Source organism: Streptomyces sp. NPDC093261 (assembly GCF_044753645.1).
Classification (GTDB): Bacteria; Actinomycetota; Actinomycetes; order Streptomycetales; family Streptomycetaceae; genus Streptomyces.
In genome coordinates, this window is sequence record NZ_JBIVNO010000009.1 from 204,899 (window position 1) to 224,387 (window position 19,489).

Sequence of the window (19,489 nt, forward strand, 5' to 3'; positions counted from 1 at the left end):
GCGGCCGTCCGGCCGTCCTGGCAGCCTGATCCGCGACGCCCCGCTGTGGACTGCGCCACGTTGCGCGCCCTCCGGTTCTGCCGTACCACACTGCCCCCAAAAGAGGCATGCTTTCCGGACATTGACTGACGAAATGCCGGATCACCCAAGTGCGGTACAACGATCGGCCAGCCTACCGCGCCGGTACGACAACCGGATCACGGGGCGCGTTCGGGCAGTCGCCCGCTGAGCAGGAACGCGACACTCCGTTCCCTCTCCGTCCAGGCCCGCGTGTCGAGCTCGACGGACTGGAGCAGAGCGCACTCGACGTCGTAGCCGTGCTCCGACAGGTCCCGGCCGACGAGTTCGGCCGCGTCGCGGGTGGCCGCGTGCGCGACGATGCGCTGCGGGCGTCGGTCGGCGACCGCGGAGACCACCGCGGCTCCCCCGCCTCCGACGCGTACGACGTCCGGCTCGGGAAGGTTCTCGAGGACGTGCGGGGCCAGGCCGTGCACCACCTGGAGCTGGACGCCGAAGCGGCGGGCAGCGGCCGTCGTGCGGCCGCACGCGTCCGGGTCCCGGTCGACGGCGAGGACGGCCGCCCCGCAGCGGGCGGCCTCCACGGCGAACGCCCCGCTGCCGCTGCCGATGTCCCACACCAGGTCTCCCACCCGTGGTCCGAGGCGGGCGAGTTGGACGGAGCGCAGCAGATCCGTTTCCCCTTCGCCGAGTCCGCCGCCGTACGCCTCGGCGGGCAGCGCCCAGCCGCGCGGCGCGGCGCCCGGGTCGCGGCCGGCGATCCAGCCGCCGTCGTCCGCCGCGGTCACCGGCCCCCCGATGACGATGACGACATTGGGGTCCCGCCAGGTGTGGTCGGCGGCCTTGTCGGAGGTGACGACGCTGACCTGTTCCCGGTCGGTGCCGAGTTCCTCGCAGATGACGAAGGTGCGGTGGACCCCTTCGAGGAGCAGACCGAGTTCGGCGGGCCCGGCACCCGGTGAGGTGAGGACCGCGACCTTGGCGTGCGCCCGGCATACATTCACCGCACGTCGCAGGGTGCGGCGGTGTGCGACGACCACCTGTGCGTCGTCCCAGGGCATCCCGGCGCGTGCGAAGGCGGCGGCGACCGAGGAGACGGCGGGGACGACCTCGACCTCCAGTCCGAAGGCGGGGGCGCGCAGGGTGCGTACGACGCCGAAGAAGCCCGGGTCGCCGTCGGCGAGGACGACGGCGGTGCCCCGGTGGGCGGCGATGCGGCGGGCGGCGAGCGCGAGGCTGCCGAGGCGGATCCGCTCGGCCGACTGCGGCACCTCGGGGAGCGCGAGGTGGTGGGCCGCGCCGGCGACGAGCGTGGCTGCACCCAGTGCGGAGCGCGCCGCGGCGGTCAGCGGCGAGCCGTCCCAGCCGATCACCGTGACCCGGTCGGCCATCGTCGTCAGTCTCCCAGCAGGTCTTCGCAGGTCGTCAGGGGGAATCCCGCACGGCGGGCTCCGTGAGAGTACCGGGTCGAGCCGGCTCCGGCCGCCCCGGGTCCCGGCCGGTGGGAGAGGATCGCCGGGGTCAGCGCCAATTCGAGAACGACGTGAAACCGCCGCTGTCGGCCAGCTCCTCGCTGACCCCGTCCAGATCCTCCGGCAGCAGGCTCCAGACGATGTAGTCGGTGCGTACGTCGGTCCAGGTGCCGTCCTCCGCGCGGAGGTGGGCTATGCAGGCGTTGCGCAGGACGCCCTCGCTGATGCAGCCGATCTTCTGGGCGACCTGCTGGGAGGCGGTGTTGTCGGCCGCCGTGCGCACTTCGATCCGCTCGAACTCCTGGTCGCCGAACAGCCATTGGGCGGTGGCGAGGGCCGCCTCGGAGGCATAGCCCTCGCCGCGGGCCCAGGGGGCGATGATGTACGACAGCTCGGTGGACCGCACATGCCAGTTGGTCCTCCCGAGCCGGACGACGCCCACGAGCCGCTGGGTGAGGAACTCGGTGACCGCGAGGTCGAGGCCGCCGCCCGTCTCGCGCTGGGTGGGCGCGTACTCGGTGATCCAGGTGCGGGCGGCCTCCTCGGTGAAGGGCTGCGGCACATCCGTCCAGGCTCCGACCAGCTCGTCGTTCATCATCTCGGCCAATGCGGGGATGTCGTCCTCGTCGAGAGGGCGCAGTACCAACCGCTCCGTGCTGATGGAGACGTTGGGGAAGGTGCTCGTCATTGCGCCGCTCCGTAACCTTCGGAAACCGTCAGTGCCTGCTGAACTGCCCAGCATGCAGCATGAAAGCACCGAACCGCACCACGGGGTCCACACCCGGTGAGGGCGTGGACCCCATGCGTGGCGATGCGCGGTGTACGCGATGTGCCGGGCCCGCGGTGAGGCGGGATCAGAAGGACGGGATGACCGAGCCCTGGTACTTGTCCTCGATGAACTTCCTCACCTCGGGCGAGGTGAGGAGCTTCGCGAGCTTCTTGACCCGCGGGTCGTTCTCGTTGCCCTTCTTGACCGCGAGGAAGTTGCCGTACGGGTTGTTCTTCGCGGACTCCAGGACGAGGGCGTCCTTCGCGGGCTTGAGCCCGGCGGAGATGGCGTAGTTGCCGTTGATCACCGCCGCGTCCACGTCGTCCAGGGAGCGCGGGGTCTGTGCCGCCTCGACCTCCTTGAACTTCAGGTCCTTGGGGTTCTTGGTGATGTCCTGCGGGGTCGCCTCGTTGCCGGCGCCGTCCTTGAGGGTGATGAGCCCCTTGGAGGCGAGCAGCTTCAGGGCCCGTGCCTCGTTGACGGAGTCGTTGGGGACGGCGATGGTCGCACCGCTCTTCAGCGCGTCGGCGCTCTTCACCTTGTGGGAGTAGAGGCCCAGCGGCTCCAGGTGCACCGTGACGACGGGCACGATGTGGGTGCCGCGCTTGTTGTTGAAGTCGTCCAGGTACGGCTGGTTCTGGAAGTAGTTGGCTCCCACGGAGCCGTCCTCGGTCGCCGTGTTCGGCGTGATGTAGTCGGTGAACTCCTTGACCTGGAGGTCCAGGCCCGCCTTCTTCGCGAGGTTGTCCTTCACGAAGTCGAGGATCTCGGCGTGCGGGGTCGGGCTCGCGGCGACGACCAGCGGGCCGCTGGTGTCGGCGGCGGAGGACGAGCTCTTGCCGGCGCCGCAGGCGCTGAGCCCGAAGGTGAGGGCTCCGGCGGCGAGGACAGCGGTGGTGATCTTGGCGGTGTTACGCACGAAAAGTGCCTTTCCTTATGGGTGGTGCGACCCCGTCTTGGGTGGGCGGGGAGTCGGGGGGCAGGCGAGCCGGGTGGGGCGGGCGGCCTGCGGGGGTCCAGGCGGCTCGGACGGGACTCAGGCGGCCTTGCTCACGTCGGCCGCCGCGGGCTCCTTGGCCTTGAGCAGCCGCAGCTTCGGCACCGGGCCGGAGCGCCCGCCGCGCCGGTGCAGGGAGCGGGCCGCGTAGTCGCCGGCGAACTGGATGAGCGAGATGACGACGGCGAGGATCACCACGGTGATCCACATCAGCTGGGTCTCGAAGCGCTGGTAGCCGTAGCGGATGGCGATGTCGCCGAGGCCGCCCGCGCCGACCGTGCCCGCCATGGCGGAGTAGCCGATGAGGGCGACGACCGTGGTGGTGGCGGAGGAGATCAGCGACGGCAGGGCCTCCGGCACGAGGACCTTGCGCACGACGGTCCAGGTGTTGCCGCCCATGGCCTGCACGGCTTCCACGAGCCCGCCGTCCACTTCGCGGACGGCCGTCTCGACCAGCCGCGCGAAGAAGGGAATGGCGCCGATGGCGAGCGGGACGATGGCCGCCTCGCGGCCGATGGTCGTCCCGGTGACCCAGCGGGTGAAGCTCATGAGGGCGACCATGAGGATGATGAAGGGCATCGAGCGGGCGATGTTCACGATCTGCCCGAGGACCTTGTTGGCGGCGACGTTCTGCAGCAGCCCGCCCCGGTCCGTGAGAACCAGCAGGATGCCGAGCGGAAGTCCGCCGAGGACGGCGACGAGGGTGGACCAGCCGACCATGTAGAGGGTGTCCCAGGACGCCTGCGACAGCAGCGGCTGCATCTCGGACCAGGTCACTTGGCACCTTCCTTGACCAGTGCGGGCTCCTCGGCGGCCCGGCCCACGACGTCGATCTGCAGGCCCTGCTCACGCAGGAAGCCGATCGGCACCACGTTCTCCTCGTAGCGGCCGGGCAGTTCGATGCGCATCCGGCCGACCTGCCTGCCGCCCACGGTGTCCATCGCGGCGCCGAGGATCGAGATGTCGATGTTGTAGGTGCGCGAGAGCTGCGAGATGACGGGCTGGGTGGCGGCGTCCCCGTGGAAGGTGACGTCGACGACGGTGCGCTCGTCGCCGGACGCGGCGCCGCTGAGCGGGAAGAGGGCGGCGGCCAGTTCGGAACCGGGTGTGGCGAGCAGTTCGCTGACCGTGCCGGACTCGACGATGCGGCCCTTCTCCATGAGTGCGGCCGAGTCGCAGATGGTCTTGACGACGTCCATCTCGTGGGTGATGAGCAGCACGGTGAGACCCAACTGCCGGTTCAGGTCGCGCAGCAGCTGGAGGATGGAGCGGGTGGTCTCGGGGTCGAGGGCGCTGGTCGCCTCGTCGGAGAGCAGCACCTTGGGGTCGCCGGCGAGGGCGCGGGCGATGCCGACGCGCTGCTTCTGCCCGCCGGACAGCTGGGCCGGGTAGGCCCCTGCCTTGTCGGCGAGGCCGACGAGGTCGAGCAGTCCAAGGGCCTTGCGGGAACGTTCCTTCCCGGATTTGCCGAGGATCTCCAGCGGCAGCTCGATGTTGTCCTGGACCGTCCGCGAGGACAGCAGGTTGAAGTGCTGGAAGACCATGCCGATGCGGCTGCGGGCCCGGCGGAGTTCCCGGCCCGCGCGCGGACCGCGGCCGGCGAGCGCGGTGAGGTCCTGGCCGGCCACGGTCACCGTGCCGGAGGTGGGGCGCTCCAGGAGGTTCACGCAGCGGATGAGCGAGGACTTGCCGGCGCCGGACCGGCCGATGACGCCGTAGACCTCGCCCTCGCGTACATGCAGGTCGACGCCGTCGAGGGCGGTCACCTCGCGGCCGCGCGAGCGGTAGACCTTGCTAAGGCCCGATGTGGTGATCACTGGGGTTTCCGTCACTGTCGGGTGCAGGGCGTGGGTGTGCGCCGGGCACGGGTGCGTGCGGGGGAACGCGGCACGGTTCTCGCGATCGCGAGCGAACCGGGGGAGAACATGTGCGCGGTGGGGGTTCCCGACGCCGGGAGGGCGAGGGGGAAAGGCTCAGTCGCGTACGCGACGGGCGTACGGACAGGGCACGGCGGACTCGCTTCGGGGCGCGAGGCTCTGGATGGTGCGGGGGCCCTCTAGCAGGCGCACATTCGACACATACAACGAGCACCGGGCGTCAAGGTCGCCTCGGTCGCAAGGGTGCGGCAGCTCGTCGTGGTCATGGGCCCCAGTAAAGCAGACACACCGCCCGGGGCCTCCACGCCTGTCCGCTATTCGGACAGGCGTGGACGGGGTGCGGTCCCGTCCGGTGGGCGCTTGGACAGGCCCGTTGACCAGTCGGGTCGGGCCTGGCAGGCCCCGCGCGCGGCATGGCGTCCGGCGAGTGGACCGGGCGGCTTGTGGTCAAGGCCACGGTGACCGGACCGGCCGGTCCCGGCCGCCGGTGTCCGCCGGGGGCGAGCGCTCCGGCCCTTTTGGCCCGTAATAGGGTCACGGCATGCTTGATGCCCTGACGCTGGCGACCGGTGTCGCCGCGCTGCTGCTCGCCGCCTGGTGCGGCTGGGCGGCCTACCGTGATCAGCCCACCAAGGACTGGCACTTCATCGGCATGGCCGTGGTGACGCTGCTGGCGCTGGTCCAGCTGATCGTCGGCATCGTCCAGCTGGCGCGTGGCGAGAAGCCGGAGCAGGGCACGACGATCTTCGTGGCGTATCTGCTCGGCGCCTTGGCATGCGTCCCGGCCACGGGCTTCATGTCGCTGGCGGAGCGCACGCGATGGGGTTCGGTGACGGTCGCGGCCGGCGGTGTGGTCCTCGCCGTACTGGAGGTGCGGCTCTATGACATCTGGGGAGGCTGAGATGGCGGCCACGGAGGAGAAGCCGGCGAAGGCGCGGCTCATCACCGGGCCCGGCATGCTGCTCGTGTGGCTGTACGGCGTGATGGTGGTCGGGGCGACGGCGCGCTCGGCCGTGCAGATCTCGACGCAGTTCGACAAGGCCCCGCTGGCGTACTCGCTGTCCGCGGTGGCCGGGGTCGTCTACGGCTTCATCACCTACTCCCTGGTGCGCGGCGGCGAGACGGCCCGGCGGGCGGCGTTGGTGTGCTGCGCGGCGGAGCTGGTGGGTGTCCTCACCGTCGGCACCTGGACCCTGGTGGAGCCGTCCGCGTTCCCGGACGCGACCGTGTGGTCGGACTACGGGATGGGGTACCTCTTCATCCCCGTGCTGCTGCCGCTGTCGGCCATGTACTGGCTGCGCAAGGCGCACGCGCGGCAACAGCAGGGCTGAGCCGCGCCAGTCGGGGCCGCGCCCCTTGCGGGGCGCGGTGCCGGGCTCAGGCCGTCGTCGCGTACGTCGCCGCGGGGGCCTGCTTCTCCAGGACGATCATCGGTACGCCGTCGGCGCCCTGGGACGTGCCCGCGGTCTCGTAGCCGAGGCGGCGGTACAGCCGCAGACTGCCCTCGCTGCGGTGGCCCGCGCTGAGGCGGAACCTCGTCGCGCCGCGCTCCTCGACCAGCGCCGCCTCCGCGGCGCGCAGCAGCCGGGCGCCGATGCCGTGCCCCTGCAAGCGGGGGTGCACGCACAGCTTGCCGATGGACGCCGCGCCGTCCTCGGTGGCGCTGCCGCGTACGGAGCCGACCACCTCCTCGCCGAGGCGCGCCACGAAGACGCAGTCCGAGGCGACCTCCTCGCGGACCGAGTCCAGGCTCTGGACCAGCGGGTCGATGCGGTAGTTGCCGTACAACGCGGCCTCGCTCTGGAAGCACAGGTACTGCAGCCTGAAGATCTGCTCGGCGTCCTGCTCGGTCGCCACAGAGATGGTCACGCTCATGCCCATGTGCGCATGCCTCCCGCTCACCTGATCGCCGGTCGTCCCCCACTCCTATCCCCGCGGTTCGCAGGCCGCAACCTCCGCCGCCAGCAATCGCCGCAGACATCCAAGGCATTTGGAGCGTTCAGGACCAAGACTGCCCTGTGAGATACCCAACTCCCCTGCGATTTCCCGATAGGTCAGGTCATGGGGGGAGAGCAGAGCGGCCATGAGGCGGGGACAGCGGCCGGGCAGCCGGCGTACGGCCGCGTACAGGGCCCGGCGGCGGGCCGCCATGAGGGCCTGCTGCTCGGGATCGCGCCCCGTGTCGTCCGCGGGCTCGGCCCCGTAGGGCAGTTCGAGGCGGGCGGTGCGCCGGCCGCGGCGCGCCTCGGCGCGGACGGCCCGGCGCAGCCATCCCTGCGGGTCGGTGGGCGGCCGGTCCCCTTTCAGCCGCTCCAGGAGCCGCAGCCACACCGCCTGTTCCAGATCGCCCGGCTCCATCCCGGACGCGTGTGCCTCCGCCGACGCCTCGGCGGTGAGCAGCGGGCGCAGGGCCGTCAGCAACTCGTCGGTCATATGCGGCGGGACGCGGCCGCCCCGGCAACGGGTTGCCGGGGCGGCCGGGAATCACCCCATCGGGGTCCCCGCGTCAGGCGTTGACCCCACCTCCGCGCAGGAAGTCCTCGCGGGCCAGCAGTCCGGTGTCGGCATTGTCGGTGAAGACGCCGTCGATGCCGGTCGCGAAGTACGTCTTGAAGGCGCCGAAGGCGTCCCCGTACGCCGACGGGTCGGTGCCCCTGTGGAAATCCGTGGGCAGGAAGGTGTTCTCGTTGCGCATCGTGTAGGGGTGCAGGATCAGGCCCGCGGCGTGCGCGTCGGCGACGAGCGTGGACGGCTGGGCGAGAGCGCCGTTCGCGTCCTTGGGGATGACCAGGTCGAGGGTCGGGCCGATGCCCTGGGCGTACGAGGCGATCTCCTTGAGGCCCTTGGGGGTGATGAGGTCGGCGACCGTCCGCGGGTCGCCCGTCTCGACGAAGTCCCACGGGCGCGTGTTCGCGGCCGACAGCAGCACGACGAGCGGGTTGCCGACCAGCTTGTTCAGGCGCCGGATGCTGGTCGATTCGAAGGACTGGATGATGACGGGCGACTTCCGGCGGTCCTTGCCGTGCGCCCGCAGGATCTTCGCGAGCCGCTCCTCCAGGCCGAGGCCCAGCCTGCGGAAGTACGTCGGGTGCTTGGTCTCGGGGTAGATCCACACCTGCTTGCCGCGCCTGCGGGTCTGCTCGTCCTGCCACCGGAGCACCTCTTCGAAGGTGGGGATCTCCCAGCGGCCGTTGTAGAGCGTGTTGCGCTGCCGGGTGGCCGGGATGCGCTCGATGGCGCGCAGCGTCTTCAGCTCGGCGAGGGTGAAGTCCTCGGTGAACCAGCCCGTGGTGGAGACGCCGTCCAGGACCTTGGTGGTCTTGCGGCCGGCGAACTCGGGGTGGTCGGCGACGTCGGTCGTGCCGCCGATCTCCGGCTCGTGCCGGCACACGAGGTGGCCGTCCTTGGTGGGCACCAGGTCGCCGGCCTCCACGATGTCGGCGCCCAGGTCGAGTGCCAGCTCGTAGGAGCCGAAGGTGTGCTCCGGACGGTAGCCGCCGGCGCCCCGGTGCCCGATGACGGCCGGCACCGGCAGGCCCTTCAGTCCGCCGCCGTGCCGCGCGTCCGCGTTCGCGGCGCCGGGCAGTCCGAGAAGCGCGCCGCCCGCGCCCAGCACCGCCGCCCCGAGCAGCGCCCGCCGGCCCGTCCCTCGCCTCTGCTCGTACGACTCCTGCGTCCCCATGGGTTCCTCCCGCCACATATGTCGTAAGCGGGTCGATCGTAGGTGCGGGCGTGTGACGGCCGGGAGACGGAAACAGGAACGCCTGACGCACGCGGGCCGTCCTGCCGGACGCATGGAGACGCCCGTGCGGGACACCCGTGATAAGGACAGCGCGTGACGACCCGTCACCCCCGGGCGCGATGTGCGTCACACCCGTCCGGCGGATGACGAGCGTGCAACGCGACGCCGCCGCAGGTAAACAGTCGTCCATGACTCGTCACGACCCGGTGAACCCGATGTGCGCCGGACCGGGCGCCACGAGTATCGTCCTCACCTGCACAGACTCATACCGCATCCCTTGACACCGGAGGGCCCGTTGTCCCGCTTCGTGCTCATCAAGGCAGTGCTCGCACCGATCATGCGCCTGATGTTCCGCCCACGGGTGGAGGGCGCGGAACACATCCCGGGAGACGGCCCGGTCATCCTGGCGGGCAACCACCTGACCTTCATCGACTCGATCGTGCTGCCGATCGTGACCACCCGGCAGGTGTTCTTCATCGGCAAGGACGAGTACGTCACCGGCAAGGGGTTCAAGGGCCGGCTGATGGCCTGGTTCTTCACGGGTGTCGGCATGATCCCGGTGGACCGGGACGGCGCGAACGGCGGTGTGGCCGCGCTGATGACGGGCCGCCGGGTGCTGGAGGAGGGCAAGGTCTTCGGCATCTACCCGGAGGGCACCCGCTCCCCCGACGGCCGTCTGTACCGCGGCCGCACCGGCATCGCCCGCCTCACCTTGATGACCGGCGCCCCGGTGGTCCCCTTTGCGATGATCGGCACGGACAAGCTGCAGCCGGGCGGGCGCGGCATGCCGCGTCCGGGACGGGTCACCGTGCGCTTCGGTGCACCGATGGAGTTCTCCCGGTACGAGGGGATGGACCGGGACCGCTATGTGCTGCGGGCGGTCACCGACTCCGTGATGACCGAGGTCATGCGGCTGTCGGGGCAGGAGTACGTGGACATGTACGCCACGAAGGCGAAGGCCGCGTAGCGCCCCCGGCGACGAGCCCGGTTTTCCCTGGTGCGGTCGCTCGCGCCCACGCGGCGGCGCGAGACCGCCCGCGCCCCTGGAGGAGCCGCGCCCCGACCGGAGCGCGGCTCCTTGCTCATGACGAGCTGTCCAGACGCTGGTCCCGGAGCAGGAACCACGCCGTCACGGCCGTGGCCAGCAGGACCGCCGCGCCCACGCCCGTCGCCAGCCGCAGGCCTTCGACAAAGGTCTCGCGGGCCGACGACAGCAGCGCCTGGCCGGCGCCCACGGGCAGGTGCCTTGCCGCCTCGACCGCGCCCCCCAGCGACTCGTGGGCCATGGCCGGGGTGCCCGCGGGAGCGGTGAAGTCGCGGTAGACACCGGTCACGACCGAGCCGAGCAGGGCGATGCCGAGGGCCGCGCCCAGTTCGTACGCCGTCTCGGACACCGCCGAGGCCGATCCCGCCTGCTCGCGGGGCACGCTGGAGAGGATCACGTCCGCGGTCACGGTGAACGACAGTCCCGCGCCCACGCCCACGACCAGCAGTGCGGCCCCGATCAGCGGATAGCCGGTGGCCCGGCCGAGCAGGGTGAGGGCGCCCAGCGCCAGCCCCACCGCGGCGAGCCCGCCGGAGACCACCGCGCGCACGGAGAAGCGCCGTGCCGCCGTGCCCGCCATGAGGCCCGCCGCCACCGCGCCGACGGCGGCGGGCAGTTCGGCGAGACCCGCCTCGAAGGGCCGCCTGCCCTGCACGAGTTGCAGATACTGCGAGAGGAAGAAGACCAGCCCGGACATGCCGAGGACGGTCAGCAGGTCGGCGAGGACCGCGCCGCTGAAGCCGCGGCGGCGGAACAGCCGCATGTCGAGCAGCGGCACGGCAAGCGTCAGCTGGCGGCGTACGAAGCCGGTGAGCGCCGCGACGCCGAGGACACCGGTGGCCGCGCCCGCCCAGGTGAACCCGTGCACGGCCGCCTCCTTGACCGCGTACACGACACCGACCATGCCGATGAGCGACAGTCCGACGCTGATCAGGTCCCAGGGGCCGGGGTTCGGGTTGCGCGACTCGGGCAGCGTGCGGATGCCGACGAGGACGAGGACCACCATCACGGGCACGTTGATGAGGAAGACCGAGCCCCACCAGAAGTGTTCGAGCAGGAAGCCGCCGGCGATCGGGCCGACCGCCGTGCCGGCCGAGGCGGTGGCGCCCCAGACCCCGACCGCGACGCTGCGTTCGCGCGGGTCGTGGAAGATGTTGCGGATCAGGGCGAGGGTGGCGGGCATCAGGGTCGCGCCCGCGACTCCGAGCAGCGCCCGCGCGAGGATCATCATCCCCGCCGTCGCCGCGTAGGCGTTGAGGACGGATATCAGGCCGAAGGCCGCGGCGCCGCCGAGCAGGATCCGCTTGCGGCCGATGCGGTCGCCGAGGCTGCCCATGGACACGAGCAGACCGGCGATGACGAACGAGTAGACGTCCCCGATCCACAGCAGCTGGGTGCCGGACGGCTTCAGGTCCTCGCTGATGTATGGGGTCGCGAGGCCGAGGACGGTCGCGTCCACGGCCACCAGCAGCACGGCGAGCACGAGGACGGAGAGCGCGAGCCACCGGCCCGGTCGCCGCTCCGCCCGCAGTGCCCTCTCCCCCGAGCTCTCGGCTTCGCTCGAGTGGGGGGCGCCCCCGTGCCGCAGGGTGCTGGTCATGGTTCCTCTCTCCGTAGCGCGCCGCCGAGGAACATCTCGGCGATCATGTAGGTGAAGTCCTTGGAGGCCAGTCGGCCCTCCGTCACGGCCCAGGCGCCCGAGGCCAGCAGGCCGTACAGCGCGTCGGTGAGCCAGACGGGGGTGAGGTCGATACGGAATTCGCCACTCGACTGACCGCGCCGGAACAGCGCGGCCATCCGGGCGTCGATCCGGGCCCAGCCCTCGTTCTGCTCCCCGCCCTCGTAGAGCTGGTTCTCGCTGTAGAGGAAGGCGAGCAGGGCCGCGGCGGGCTCGATGCGGGTCACGAACCGGCGCAGGGCCTCCTGGGCCGAGCCCTCATCGAGCCGGGCGGAGTCCAGAGCCCCCTCGCACTCCTCGATGCCGAGTGCCTCCAGGGCCCGTACGAGGGCGTCACGCCCGGCGAAGTGGCGGTGCAGCGTGGCCCGGCTGATCCCGGCCGCCCTGGCGACCTCGTCCATGGTGGCGGTGGATTTCCGGGTGAGCAGGGCGGCTGCGCTGCGCAGCACGTGGTCACGGTCTACGGCCATGAGACGAGAATAGCGCATGTGAGACATTGACGTCTCAGACGAAGCACGAAGGTCTCAGAATTCGCGGCTTCGCCGGAGCATCAGTGCCAGGGCAGCTGTCCGCGCCGCTCCCAGTACGCGCGCGGGTCCTCGGCGAGGGACTCCAGCCGGGCGAGCTGGTCCCCGTCCAGGTCGACGGCGGCGGCGTGCAGATTGGAGGCGAGCTGGGCCGTGGTGGCGGCACCGGAGAGGACGACGTCGGCCCAGGGCCGGTGCAGCACCGCGGCGAGGGCGACCGCGTCGGAGCCGAGTGACGTCTGCGCGGCCACGGCCCGCAGCGCCTCGGGCGCGTGGGGATCCGCCAGCCGGCCGTTGGCCATGCCCTCCTTGACGATCACCGTGAGCCCGGCGTCGTGGGCCTCGGCGAGCGCGGGGGCGGCCGATGTCTCCAGGAGGTTGTACGTGGACTGGACGGTACGGAAGAGGGGCTCGCCGTCGACGGTCACGGCGAGCGCGGCGCGGATCGCGTCGGCCTGCGCCGGGCCACTGGTGGAGAACCCGATCGTCAGGCCCTGGGCTGCGGCCCCGGCGAGCTTCGCGTGGAGTTCCTTGTCGGTGAGCGCCGGGCTGTCGGGGGTCACCGAGTGGATCTGGTAGAGGTCGAGCCGGTCGCCGAGCAGGGCGGCGGTCTCGGCGCGCTGCCGCTCGTAGGTGGCCGCGCTGTGGTCCTTGACCTCGTGCTGCTCGGCGTCGGTGGTCCAGCCCGCGGTGTAGGTGTAGCCCCATTTGCTGCCGACGACGACGTCGTCGATCCCGGGGTGCGCGGTCAGCCAGTCGGCGAGGAACTCCTCGGATCGGCCGTAGGAGCGGGCCGCGTCGAAGTAGCGGACGCCCTGGGCGTAGGCCGCGTCCAGCAGTTCATGGGTACGGGCGCGCAGTGCGCCTGCGCTGCGGACGGCCGGGAGGTCCTGCTCACGGCCCAGGTTGATGTAGCCGGGGCGTCCCACGGCGGCCAGGCCGAGGCCGAGGTGGCAGGTGGGCGTGGTGGCTGAGGCCAGTCGCGCGAAGGGCATCGCGGGCTCCCGTTCGGTCGGCTCCTTGCTGCTCCGACCAACGTAACCCGCGCCGCCCCTTCCCCCGCGCGCCGTCTACTTCCTCAGTTTCGCGGTGGCCCACGCGTGCTGCGCCGCCAGGTCCGCCTTCACCTCGGCGAGCTGGACGGCGACCGCCTCGGGCGCCGTACCGCCGCGGCCGTTGCGCGAGGCGAGGGCACCGGGCACGTCGAGGACGGTGCGCACCTCGGGGGTGAGATGGGTGCTGATTGTGGCGAACTGCTCGTCCGTCAGCTCGTCCAGCTCCTTGCCCTCGGCCTCCGCGGCCTTCACGCACTCGCCGGCGACCTCGTGCGCCACCCGGAAGGGCACGCCCCGCTTGACCAGCCACTCGGCGATGTCGGTGGCGAGCGAGAAGCCGGCCGGGGCCAGTTCCTCCATGCGCTCGCGGTGCACGGTCAGCGTGGCCATCATGCCGGTGAAGGCGGGGAGCAGGACCTCGAGCTGGTCGATGGAGTCGAAGACCGGCTCCTTGTCCTCCTGGAGGTCGCGGTTGTACGCGAGCGGCAGGGCCTTGAGGGTGGCGAGCAGGCCCGTCAGATTGCCGATCAGACGGCCGCTCTTGCCGCGCGCCAGCTCCGCGATGTCCGGGTTCTTCTTCTGCGGCATGATCGAGGAGCCGGTGGAGAAGGCGTCGTGGAGGGTGACGAAGGAGAACTCCTTCGTGTTCCAGATGATGACCTCCTCGGCGATCCGGGAGAGGTTGACGCCGATCATCGCGGTGACGAAGGCGAACTCGGCGACGAAGTCACGGGAGGCCGTGCCGTCGATGGAGTTGGCAGAGCTGCCGTGCTCGAAGCCGAGGTCCCGTGCGACCGCCTCCGGGTCGAGACCGAGGCTGCTGCCCGCGAGCGCGCCCGAGCCGTACGGGGAGACGGCCGTGCGCTCGTCCCACTGGCGCAGCCGCTCGGCGTCCCGGGACAGCGCCTGGACATGCGCGAGCACATGGTGGGCGAAGAGCACCGGCTGGGCGTGCTGAAGATGGGTGCGACCGGGCATGGCCACGTCCGGGTGAGCCTCCGCCAGGCCGACCAGGGCGTCCTGGAGATCGGCGATCAGCCCGCCGATGACGCGGGCGTGGTCGCGCAGGTACATCCGGAAGAGGGTGGCGACCTGGTCGTTGCGGGAGCGGCCCGCGCGCAGCTTGCCGCCGAGGTCGGGGCCGAGCCGCTCGAGGAGACCGCGTTCCAGGGCGGTGTGGACGTCCTCGTCGGCGATGGTGCCGACGAAGGAGCCGTCGGCCACGTCCGCCTCCAACTGATCGAGCCCGGCGATCATCCGCGTCAGCTCGTCCTCGGTGAGCAGCCCCGCCCGGTGCAGCACGCGCGCGTGGGCGCGGGAACCGGCGATGTCGTACGGCGCGAGCCGCCAGTCGAAGTGGACGGACGCGGACAGCCTGGCCAGGGCCTCGGCGGGACCGTCGGCGAACCGGCCGCCCCAGAGCCGTACGTCACCGCTGTTGCTGCTCAACTCTGTACTCCTCGGGAAGGTGGGGATGTGCCACCGCCTCCCCACCCGGGGGTGAGGAGGCGGCTGTCAGCTCATGCGTGTCTGTGGCGTGGAGCGAACGGCCCCCTGCCCTACGCGAGGTCCCGCTTGGCGGCGATCTTCGACGAGAGGCTGTAGATGTCGATGAAGCCCTTGGCCGCGGACTGGTCGAAGGTGTCGCCGGTGTCGTAGGTCGCGAGGTCGAAGTCGTACAGCGACTCCTGGGAGCGCCGGCCGGTGACGACCGCCCGGCCGCCGTGCAGCGTCATGCGGATGTCGCCGGAGACGTGCTGGTTGGCCTCGTTGACGAAGCCTTCCAGGGCGCGCTTGAGCGGGGAGAACCACTGGCCGTCGTAGACCAGTTCGCCCCAGCGCTGCTCGACCTGGCGCTTGTAGCGGGCGAGTTCGCGCTCGACGGTGACGTTCTCCAGCTCCTGGTGGGCGGTGATCAGGGCGATCGCGCCCGGAGCCTCGTAGACCTCGCGGGACTTGATGCCGACCAGCCGGTCCTCGACCATGTCGATCCGGCCGATGCCCTGGGCGCCGGCCCGCTCGTTGAGCTGCTGGATGGCCTGGAGGACGGTGACGGGCTTGCCGTCGATGGCGACCGGGGCGCCCTCCTTGAAGGTGATGACCACCTCGTCGGCCTCGCGGGGCTCGGCCGGGTTCGAGGTGTACTCGTAGATGTCCTCGATCGGCGCGTTCCAGATGTCCTCGAGGAAGCCGGTCTCGATGGCCCGGCCGAAGACGTTCTGGTCGATGGAGTACGGGGACTTCTTGGTGGTCGCGATCGGCAGGCCCTTGGCCTCGCAGAAGGCGATGGCCTTGTCGCGGGTCATCGCGTAGTCACGGACCGGCGCGATGCACTTGAGATCGGGGGCGAGGGCCACGATGCCGGCCTCGAAGCGAACCTGGTCGTTGCCCTTGCCGGTGCAGCCGTGGGCGACCGTGGTGGCGCCGTGCTTCTTGGCGGCGGCGACGAGGTGCTTGACGATCGTCGGCCGGGACAGGGCGGAGACCAGCGGGTAGCGGTCCATGTAGAGGGCGTTGGCCTTGATCGCCGGGAGGCAGTACTCGTCGGCGAACTCGTCCTTGGCGTCGGCGACCTCGGCCTCGACGGCACCGCAGGCGAGCGCGCGCTTGCGGATGACGTCCAGGTCCTCACCGCCCTGGCCGACGTCCACGGCGACGGCGACGACCTCGGCCCCGGTCTCCTCCGCGATCCAGCCGATGGCGACGGAGGTGTCCAGACCGCCGGAGTAGGCGAGTACGACGCGCTCGGTCACGGGTTTCTCCCTCACAGTGCATTCGCTGTTATGCATGAGTATGCAGCAGTCTGCATGGTTCGTCAATCTCATCGCCGTCGTGGCGTGGGTCGCGGCGGGGATCGCGTGGGGTCATGCCGGGTCGAGGTGGGATGGTCGCGTGGCCGAGGCGGGGTCGCGGCGGGGATCGTGTCGGCCCCCGTGGCGGGGTCGCGGCGGAGCCCCGTGGCGGCCTCGCGCTGGGGTCAGGGCGGGGCCGCGGCGGACGTTCGAAAGGAGATGCCAAAACTCGTGAACGCCCGAAACCGGTTTCCCGTATCTCTCACCGAACGCAGGCGCCACGTTTGCCGCAGGGCCTGGACTCCCCGGCCGCCTGCACGCTCAGCACATGACGTGACAGGCACCGTGGCCGCCCCGCGCGCCGGCCGGGGCGGCCACGGACTTCTCCGCGGACGACACCTCCCTCGATGCGTACTTCCGGAGGAAAAAGCACGTCGAAACCAGCCTCGACGGCCTGCCCGGACTGCCGTTGCCGCTGCCGCCCTCTACGTTCTGAGGCATGCGCTCCGGTGTCGTCGCCGCCCTTGTCTCCGCCTCTCTCCTCTCGCTGCTCGGTGCCGCGCCGCACACCGCCGGGGAGGTCCCGCTGCCCGCGCGGATGGCGGACACCGGCGGCGGCGCCCAGCTGATCACCGCGGAGGCTGTCACGACCGCCGCCACCTCGGGCACGGTCGCCTGGTGGGACCGGCGCGGCGGCCAGTGGTTGAAGGCCGGTTCGGCGGCGGCGCGCTTCGGCGCGCGCGGTCTCGTGGAGGGCGGCTCACGCAAGCAGGGCACCAGCACGACGCCGACGGGGCTGTACGACCTGCCGTACGCGTTCGGCATCGCGGCCGCGCCCCCCGGGACGAGGTCACCGTACCGCCGGGTGCATCAGGACTCCTGGTGGTGCCAGGACAACGGCTCGCGCTCCTACAACCGCTGGACGGAGCCTCTGCCGGCCGACTGCCGGGCCTCCGAGTCCGAGCATCTCATCAGCTACGACCCGCAGTACTCCCATGCCCTGGTCGTCGGCTTCAACTACCACGCCCCGGTGCATGACCGCGGCGCCGGCATCTTCCTGCATGTGAACGGCAGGGCGGCGACGGACGGCTGTGTGTCGGTGCCCGGGGAGGCGATGCGGGCGATCCTGGCCTGGGCGGACCCCGGGCGGGCACCGCACATCGCGATCGGCACGACCGGCGGGACCACCGCGCTCACCCGCTACTGACCCGGGCCCGTCCGTCCCCCGTCATCCGCTGCCCCGGCAGCCGTACCGTGAACGTCGTCGAACCGGGGCGGCCGGCCAGCTCCACCGTGCCCCCGTGCGCCTCCGTCACCGCCGCCACGATCGACAGGCCCAGCCCCGCGCCGCCGCCGTGGTGGCCGGGGCGGCGGCGGTGATCGGCCCGGGTGAAGCGTTCGAAGACGCCGGAGCGCAGGTCCTCGGGCACTCCGGGGCCGTCGTCGTGCACCGCGAGGACGGCCCCCCGGCCGTCGGTCTCCAGCGAGACGCGCACGCTGGTGCCGGCAGGGGTGTGCAGACGCGCGTTGGCCAGCAGATTGGCCAGTACCTGCTGGAGCCGGTGGGTGTCGCCGGTCACCGTGACCGGCTCCTCGGGCAGCTCCATGGTCCAGCGGTGGGCCGGGCCCGCGGCCCGCGCGTCCGTGACCGCGTCGAGGACCAGGCGGGTGAGGTCGACGGGACGGCGCTCCAGCGGGCGGCCCGCGTCCAGCCGGGCGAGCAGCAGCAGATCGTCGACCATCTCGCCCATGCGCGCGGACTCGGCGGCGATCCGTTCCAGGGCACGCCGCACCTCGGGCGGGACGGGACCCGGGTGCAGCAGCGCCAGCTCGGCGTGACCGCGCACCGAGGCGACCGGCGTCCGCAGCTCGTGGCTGGCGTCGGCGGCGAAACTGCGCAGCCGTTCCTCGCTCGCGTGCCGCTTGGTCAGCGCGTCCTCGACATGGCCGAGCATGCGGTTGAAGGCGGTGGCGACCCGGCCCACCTCGCTGCGCGGTTCGCTCTCGGGGGCGCGCGGCGGCAGAGCGACCTCACCGCTGGCGAGCGGCAGCTCGCTGACCCGGGCGGCGGTGTTGGCGACCCGGCTGAGCGGCCGCAAAGACCAGCGCACCCAGACGGCGCCCGCGACACCGGTGACCACGAGGGCCACCCCGAAGACGATGGCGGCGACCCACTCCAGCCGGTGCACCGCCGCCTCAACCGGTTCCAGCGGCAGCCCGGTGAGCAGGACGTCGCCGTCCCGGCCGTCCGTCGCCAGCACGCGGTAGCCGCCGAGGGACGACAGCCGGACGCTGTGGCCCCTGCCGTCCGTGGGGACCGCCGCGAGCGTGTGCTGGTCCCGGGCGCTCAGCGGAGCACGCAGACCGGCGCTCTGGTCGCCGGGGCGCACGACGGCGGCCTGGGTGACCGTCTCGCCGACCAGCCGGGCGCCGAAGGTGCCGGCGGACTGCTTGCGGGTGTCACCGTGTTCGTCGCCGTCATGATCCGACGGTTTGACGCCGTGTTCGAGGCTCGCCGGGAACCGTGGGCCGGCATCGCGCAACTGCTGGTCCAGCCGCCCGGTGAGGAAGCCGTTCAGCTCCACCACGGCGGCCACCCCGACGGTGGCGCAGCTGAGCGCGAGCAGCACGACGAGCCCGGCGGTGAGCCGGGCCCGCAGGGTGCGCGGCCGCGGCAGGCGCCGCGCCCGCCGTATCGCCGCCCTCACCGGACCACCGGCTTGAGCACATACCCGGCGCCGCGCACGGTGTGGATCATGGGCTCACGCCCGGCGTCCATCTTCTTGCGCAGATAGGAGATGTACAGCTCGACGACATGGGCCTGGCCGCCGAAGTCGTACGACCACACCCGCTCCAGGATCTGTGCCTTGCTGAGCACGCGCCGCGGATTGCGCATCAGGAAGCGCAGCAGCTCGAACTCCGTCGGGGACAGCTCGATCAGCTCACCGGCCCGGGTCACCTCACGGGCCTCCTCGTCCATGACCAGGTCGCCGACGGTCAGCCGGGGACCCTCTTCGAGTTGCCGGGCCATGCCGGCGCGGCGCAGCAGTCCACGCAGCCGGGCGACGACCTCCTCCAGGCTGAACGGCTTGGTCACATAGTCGTCACCGCCGGCGGTGATGCCGGCGATGCGGTCCTCGACGGCGTCCCGGGCTGTGAGAAACAGCACACAGACGTCCGGCCGCACCTCACGCAGGGAGCGCAGCACCGCGAAGCCGTCGGTGTCCGGCAGCATCACATCCAGGACGACGGCGTCGGGCATGAGGTCACGGGCCTCGGCGACGGCCGTGGCCCCGTCGCCGGCCGCGCGCACGTCCCAACTCTCGTAGCGCAGAGCCCCCGCCAGCACCTCGGCGAGGTCCGGGTCGTCGTCGACGACGAGGACCCGTACGGGTGTGCCGTCGGGGCGGGAGAGGGCGGGGCGGCCGGATCGGGGTGTGTTCATCGCACTCACCAGGATCCACCCTCCCCGAGGCGACCGGCGCCGCCGGGACCTCTGAGTTCGCTGTGAGTGTCC

19 protein-coding genes and 1 pseudogene are annotated in these 19,489 nt (G+C 71.6%); 5 read left to right on the forward strand and 15 right to left on the reverse strand.

The window, feature by feature from the left end:
• Window positions 1-197: 197 nt before the first annotated feature.
• The 5 genes from cbiE to ACIP94_RS20860 form a co-directional block, all read right to left on the reverse strand.
• A complete protein-coding gene (gene cbiE, locus ACIP94_RS20840; RefSeq protein ID WP_402427357.1) occupies window positions 198-1,409 on the reverse strand; it encodes a precorrin-6y C5,15-methyltransferase (decarboxylating) subunit CbiE in 1,212 nt (403 codons plus the stop codon).
• A gap of 130 nt (window positions 1,410-1,539) precedes the next feature.
• The gene (locus ACIP94_RS20845; RefSeq protein ID WP_402427360.1) at window positions 1,540-2,178 is read right to left on the reverse strand and encodes a GNAT family N-acetyltransferase; all 639 of its coding nucleotides are present in this window, start codon (window positions 2,176-2,178) and stop codon (window positions 1,540-1,542) included.
• 166 nt (window positions 2,179-2,344) lie between these two features.
• Window positions 2,345-3,178, reverse strand: coding sequence for a MetQ/NlpA family ABC transporter substrate-binding protein (locus ACIP94_RS20850; protein WP_402427363.1), 834 nt, complete (start codon window positions 3,176-3,178; stop codon window positions 2,345-2,347).
• Window positions 3,179-3,295: 117 nt separating this feature from the next.
• On the reverse strand, window positions 3,296-4,033 hold the full coding sequence (locus ACIP94_RS20855; RefSeq protein WP_402427366.1) for a methionine ABC transporter permease: 738 nt from the start codon (window positions 4,031-4,033) through the stop codon (window positions 3,296-3,298).
• Window positions 4,030-5,073, reverse strand: a complete 1,044-nt coding sequence (locus ACIP94_RS20860) for a methionine ABC transporter ATP-binding protein (RefSeq protein ID WP_402427369.1) — start codon at window positions 5,071-5,073, stop codon at window positions 4,030-4,032. Before ACIP94_RS20860 ends, ACIP94_RS20855 begins: the two co-directional genes overlap by 4 nt.
• 601 nt (window positions 5,074-5,674) lie before the next feature.
• Here ACIP94_RS20860 and ACIP94_RS20865 point away from each other — a divergent pair.
• Both ACIP94_RS20865 and ACIP94_RS20870 read left to right on the forward strand, forming a co-directional pair.
• On the forward strand, window positions 5,675-6,034 hold the full coding sequence (locus ACIP94_RS20865) for a hypothetical protein (protein ID WP_402427372.1): 360 nt from the start codon (window positions 5,675-5,677) through the stop codon (window positions 6,032-6,034).
• 1 nt (window position 6,035) lies between these two features.
• Complete coding sequence (locus tag ACIP94_RS20870; protein WP_402427375.1) at window positions 6,036-6,464, forward strand: hypothetical protein; 429 nt, start codon at window positions 6,036-6,038, stop codon at window positions 6,462-6,464.
• 46 nt (window positions 6,465-6,510) lie between these two features.
• On the opposite strand, the gene ACIP94_RS20875 is transcribed toward ACIP94_RS20870, so the two are convergent.
• From ACIP94_RS20875 to ACIP94_RS20885, 3 genes are all read right to left on the reverse strand, one after another.
• The gene (locus ACIP94_RS20875; RefSeq protein WP_402427378.1) at window positions 6,511-7,014 is read right to left on the reverse strand and encodes a GNAT family N-acetyltransferase; all 504 of its coding nucleotides are present in this window, start codon (window positions 7,012-7,014) and stop codon (window positions 6,511-6,513) included.
• 45 nt (window positions 7,015-7,059) lie between these two features.
• A complete protein-coding gene (locus tag ACIP94_RS20880; RefSeq protein WP_402427382.1) occupies window positions 7,060-7,566 on the reverse strand; it encodes a sigma-70 family RNA polymerase sigma factor in 507 nt (168 codons plus the stop codon).
• 73 nt (window positions 7,567-7,639) lie between these two features.
• Window positions 7,640-8,815 (reverse strand): glycerophosphodiester phosphodiesterase, encoded by a 1,176-nt coding sequence (locus tag ACIP94_RS20885; RefSeq protein ID WP_402427385.1) that lies wholly within the window; start codon window positions 8,813-8,815, stop codon window positions 7,640-7,642.
• A 397-nt stretch (window positions 8,816-9,212) separates the two neighbouring features.
• Between ACIP94_RS20885 and ACIP94_RS20890 the strand changes: the two genes are divergently transcribed.
• A complete protein-coding gene (locus tag ACIP94_RS20890) occupies window positions 9,213-9,842 on the forward strand; it encodes a lysophospholipid acyltransferase family protein (RefSeq protein WP_402427582.1) in 630 nt (209 codons plus the stop codon).
• Window positions 9,843-9,957: 115 nt separating this feature from the next.
• Here the strand turns inward: ACIP94_RS20890 and ACIP94_RS20895 are convergent, their stop codons facing one another.
• The 5 genes from ACIP94_RS20895 to ACIP94_RS20915 all read right to left on the reverse strand — a co-directional run bounded on the left by ACIP94_RS20895 (window position 9,958) and on the right by ACIP94_RS20915 (window position 15,933).
• Window positions 9,958-11,520: an MFS transporter gene (locus ACIP94_RS20895; RefSeq protein WP_402427388.1), complete on the reverse strand. Its 1,563-nt coding sequence runs from the start codon at window positions 11,518-11,520 to the stop codon at window positions 9,958-9,960.
• Window positions 11,517-12,068, reverse strand: coding sequence for a TetR/AcrR family transcriptional regulator (locus ACIP94_RS20900; RefSeq protein ID WP_402427391.1), 552 nt, complete (start codon window positions 12,066-12,068; stop codon window positions 11,517-11,519). The genes ACIP94_RS20895 and ACIP94_RS20900 overlap by 4 nt, the downstream gene beginning before the upstream one ends.
• An 80-nt stretch (window positions 12,069-12,148) precedes the next feature.
• Window positions 12,149-13,120: an aldo/keto reductase gene (locus ACIP94_RS20905; protein ID WP_402427394.1), complete on the reverse strand. Its 972-nt coding sequence runs from the start codon at window positions 13,118-13,120 to the stop codon at window positions 12,149-12,151.
• A gap of 75 nt (window positions 13,121-13,195) precedes the next feature.
• Window positions 13,196-14,629, reverse strand: coding sequence for an argininosuccinate lyase (gene argH, locus ACIP94_RS20910; protein WP_402427397.1), 1,434 nt, complete (start codon window positions 14,627-14,629; stop codon window positions 13,196-13,198).
• A 110-nt stretch (window positions 14,630-14,739) separates the two neighbouring features.
• Window positions 14,740-15,933 (reverse strand): argininosuccinate synthase, encoded by a 1,194-nt coding sequence (locus ACIP94_RS20915; RefSeq protein WP_402427400.1) that lies wholly within the window; start codon window positions 15,931-15,933, stop codon window positions 14,740-14,742.
• A gap of 430 nt (window positions 15,934-16,363) precedes the next feature.
• Between ACIP94_RS20915 and ACIP94_RS20920 the strand changes: the two are divergent.
• Window positions 16,364-16,468, forward strand: a pseudogene (locus ACIP94_RS20920) (pyridoxamine 5'-phosphate oxidase family protein); the annotation flags it as partial.
• 3 nt (window positions 16,469-16,471) lie between these two features.
• Window positions 16,472-17,179: a L,D-transpeptidase gene (locus tag ACIP94_RS20925; protein ID WP_402427403.1), complete on the forward strand. Its 708-nt coding sequence runs from the start codon at window positions 16,472-16,474 to the stop codon at window positions 17,177-17,179.
• On the opposite strand, the gene ACIP94_RS20930 is transcribed toward ACIP94_RS20925, so the two are convergent.
• Both ACIP94_RS20930 and ACIP94_RS20935 read right to left on the reverse strand, forming a co-directional pair.
• Window positions 17,166-18,680, reverse strand: a complete 1,515-nt coding sequence (locus ACIP94_RS20930; protein WP_402427406.1) for a sensor histidine kinase — start codon at window positions 18,678-18,680, stop codon at window positions 17,166-17,168. The two genes, ACIP94_RS20925 and ACIP94_RS20930, sit on opposite strands and share 14 nt — an antisense overlap.
• Window positions 18,677-19,417, reverse strand: coding sequence for a response regulator transcription factor (locus ACIP94_RS20935; protein WP_402427410.1), 741 nt, complete (start codon window positions 19,415-19,417; stop codon window positions 18,677-18,679). Before ACIP94_RS20935 ends, ACIP94_RS20930 begins: the two co-directional genes overlap by 4 nt.
• Window positions 19,418-19,489 lie beyond the last annotated feature (72 nt).

Bases quoted from the DNA above. Each gene is read 5' to 3' on its own strand.
- cbiE (WP_402427357.1), bottom strand. From the start codon at position 1,409: ATGGCCGACCGGGTCACGGTGATCGGCTGGGACGGCTCGCCGCTGACC.
- ACIP94_RS20845 (WP_402427360.1), bottom strand. From the start codon at position 2,178: ATGACGAGCACCTTCCCCAACGTCTCCATCAGCACGGAGCGGTTGGTA.
- ACIP94_RS20865 (WP_402427372.1), top strand. From the start codon at position 5,675: ATGCTTGATGCCCTGACGCTGGCGACCGGTGTCGCCGCGCTGCTGCTC.
- ACIP94_RS20870 (WP_402427375.1), top strand. From the start codon at position 6,036: ATGGCGGCCACGGAGGAGAAGCCGGCGAAGGCGCGGCTCATCACCGGG.
- ACIP94_RS20875 (WP_402427378.1), bottom strand. From the start codon at position 7,014: ATGGGCATGAGCGTGACCATCTCTGTGGCGACCGAGCAGGACGCCGAG.
- ACIP94_RS20880 (WP_402427382.1), bottom strand. From the start codon at position 7,566: ATGACCGACGAGTTGCTGACGGCCCTGCGCCCGCTGCTCACCGCCGAG.
- ACIP94_RS20885 (WP_402427385.1), bottom strand. From the start codon at position 8,815: ATGGGGACGCAGGAGTCGTACGAGCAGAGGCGAGGGACGGGCCGGCGG.
- ACIP94_RS20890 (WP_402427582.1), top strand. From the start codon at position 9,213: ATGCGCCTGATGTTCCGCCCACGGGTGGAGGGCGCGGAACACATCCCG.
- ACIP94_RS20895 (WP_402427388.1), bottom strand. From the start codon at position 11,520: ATGACCAGCACCCTGCGGCACGGGGGCGCCCCCCACTCGAGCGAAGCC.
- ACIP94_RS20900 (WP_402427391.1), bottom strand. From the start codon at position 12,068: ATGGCCGTAGACCGTGACCACGTGCTGCGCAGCGCAGCCGCCCTGCTC.
- ACIP94_RS20905 (WP_402427394.1), bottom strand. From the start codon at position 13,120: ATGCCCTTCGCGCGACTGGCCTCAGCCACCACGCCCACCTGCCACCTC.
- ACIP94_RS20925 (WP_402427403.1), top strand. From the start codon at position 16,472: ATGCGCTCCGGTGTCGTCGCCGCCCTTGTCTCCGCCTCTCTCCTCTCG.
- ACIP94_RS20935 (WP_402427410.1), bottom strand. From the start codon at position 19,417: ATGAACACACCCCGATCCGGCCGCCCCGCCCTCTCCCGCCCCGACGGC.